The 2,258-nt window shown below is 72.2% G+C and carries 3 protein-coding genes and 1 pseudogene; 1 reads left to right on the top strand and 3 read right to left on the bottom strand.

Annotated features, from left to right (window positions below; translation table 11 throughout):
- The coding region (locus FUT87_RS23650) for a DUF72 domain-containing protein (RefSeq protein WP_404935436.1) at positions 1-951 on the top strand (951 nt) is incomplete at its 5' end.
- A gap of 66 nt (positions 952-1,017) precedes the next feature.
- Here the strand turns inward: FUT87_RS23650 and FUT87_RS23655 are convergent.
- The 3 genes and pseudogenes from FUT87_RS23655 to FUT87_RS23665 all read right to left on the bottom strand — a co-directional run.
- Entirely contained in the window at positions 1,018-1,569 is a 552-nt protein-coding gene (locus FUT87_RS23655) for a 2'-5' RNA ligase family protein (protein WP_147240098.1), read from the bottom strand.
- Complete coding sequence (locus FUT87_RS23660) at positions 1,566-1,793, bottom strand: hypothetical protein (protein ID WP_147240097.1); 228 nt, start codon at positions 1,791-1,793, stop codon at positions 1,566-1,568. The genes FUT87_RS23655 and FUT87_RS23660 overlap by 4 nt, the downstream gene beginning before the upstream one ends.
- Before the next feature lie 71 nt (positions 1,794-1,864).
- Positions 1,865-2,258 (bottom strand): annotated as a pseudogene (locus FUT87_RS23665) (NIPSNAP family protein); the annotation flags it as partial.

Raw genomic sequence — 2,258 nt, forward strand, 5'->3', positions numbered from 1 at the left:
GTCCAGCCGCAGCCGGTGGACGAATCGCAGGCCGCCCTCGCCGCCGCGCTGTCGCCGCGGATCCGGCTGGGCACCTCGTCGTGGAGCTATCCGGGCTGGCAGGGCATCGTCTGGGCCGGCCGGCACGGCGAATCCACCCTGTCGCGCAACGGCCTGAGCGCCTATGCGCAGCAGCCGCTGCATCGCGCGGTCAGCATCGACCGCGGGTTCTACCAATCGCTGACGGCCAGCCAGTACGAGCGCTACGCGCAGCAGGTGCCCGAGGACTTCCGCTTCACGGTCAAGGCGCCGAGCGTGGTGACCGACGCGCAGGTGCGGACCGAGGACGGCCGCGGCCGCCAGGCCAACACGGCCTTCCTCGATCCGCGGCTGGCGGTCCAGGAATTCCTCGAACCCGCAATGCAAGGGCTGGGCGCGCGCATCGGCGCGCTGGTGTTCCAGCTCAGTCCGCTGCCCCTGGCCATGCTGGGCCGGATGCCGGAGCAGCTCGACCGGCTGCACGCGATGCTGGCCGCCCTGCCCTCGCTGCGCGACGTGGCGCCGGAGGCGGTGGTGGCGGTGGAGGTCCGCGATCCGGAATGGCTCACGCCGGACTTCGTCGCCGTGCTCAAGGACACCGGCGCGCGCTACTGCCTCGGGCTGCATCCGAAGCTGCCCCCGATCCAGGACCAGCTGCCGCTGCTGCGTGCGATGTGGCCCGGGCCGCTGGTCTGCCGATGGAACCTGCACCGCGTCCATGGCCCGTTCGGCTACGAGGACGCGGAGAAGAAGTACGGCGAGTACGCCGAGGTCATGGATCCCGATCCCGAGACCCGAGCCGTGCTGGCGAAGGTCGTGCGCGCCACCGCCGAGGCCGGCCAGCCCTGCTACGTGACGATCTCCAACCATGCCGAGGGCTCCGCCCCGCTGAGCCTGCGCGCGCTGGCGCGGGAGATCGTCGACCCGGCCTGAGCGGGGCGAGCTCCACGGGCGGGTTGAGCCGTCGATCGACGAGGCCCGCTGACGCCCGGTCCGGGCTCAGTCCAGCGGCCAGCGGGCCAGGTCCACGTGCGTGGACTGTCCCTGCAGGCTGTCCAGCAGCAGGAACTCAGAGGCGGTCCAGCCGGGCACGATGAAGGGCTGCGGCTCGACGGCGACATCGTCGTAGAAGAGCGTGAGATGCGGCGTGAAGTGCGGATCGGTCCGCAGGCCCGCCGCATGCAGCCGCTCGCCGAGCGCGGCCCGCGTCGCGCGCACGCCGTCCAGGCAGGCGCCGCCGCTGAGCACCAGCGGCAGGTTGCGCGGCTTGCGGGTGAAGCTCAGCAACTGGTCGAAGTCGACCCGGACCGGCCCGTGCCGCAGCGCCGCGGCGGCGTCCTCGGCGAGTTGCCGGACTTCGGCCATCGCTTCGGCCTGGTCGGTCTCATCGTCATACCAGCCGAGGTGGTGGAGCGTCACATGCAGGCGCTCGGTGCGGGGCGGTCGAACGCGCAGCCCGAAGCGCCGGGCGATGTCGACCGACACGGCGCTCAGCCTCGCCGCGGTGGCCGGATCGGGCCGCAGGCAGAAGAAGAGCGCATGCACGGTCATCGCGCGTCAGCCTCCGAGGCGCGCTGCTCGCCCTGCTTCATGAGGTCCTGCACCTGGCGGCCGACGGCCTCGGGCTGCGGCAGGTCCGACGGCGCGGCCGCGCCCGAGGACGCGGCGGACGCCGCGGGCGGGCGGGGCTTCATGGTTTCCATCTGCTTCTTCGCGGTGAGCATGATGATGCTGAGCACGATCACGACGGCCAGGATGGACAGGGCGCTGCGCATGGGGAGATCCGGAAATCGAGGAATGGCGGGCAGCATAGCCAAGCGGGCGCGGCGCGGTGCGTCGACCCGGCTCAGCGCAGGGCCGAGCCGACGCTCGGTCGCAGCCGCAGGATCTGCGGTGCCCGTTCCTGCGCGTCCAGCCAGCGCGGTGCGAACGCGCGCCAGGCCGGCGCATGCCGGCACGCGCTCCAGCGCAAGGCCCAGTCGTCGGCATCGGCGGCACGCGTCATCCAGACGAAGACCTTCTCGCCCTCGCGCACCGGCAGTCGCGGGAAGTTGTTGGGCGAGCGCTCCGGGATGAAGCTGCCGATCACCGACAGTCCCGCGGCCTCGATCACCGGCGCGACTTCGTGCTCGAAGAAGCGGGCGAAACCGTCCTCCGGATCGGCGGGATCCTTCCAGAGGTAGCACAGGTGGAGCAGCACGAGTCCGGTGCCGCGGTCGCTGCCCGCGCCGAGCGCGCCG

The sequence above is a fragment of the Mitsuaria sp. TWR114 genome, from assembly GCF_007997345.1.

Bases quoted from the DNA above. Each gene is read 5' to 3' on its own strand.
- FUT87_RS23655 (WP_147240098.1), bottom strand. From the start codon at position 1,569: ATGACCGTGCATGCGCTCTTCTTCTGCCTGCGGCCCGATCCGGCCACC.
- FUT87_RS23660 (WP_147240097.1), bottom strand. From the start codon at position 1,793: ATGCGCAGCGCCCTGTCCATCCTGGCCGTCGTGATCGTGCTCAGCATC.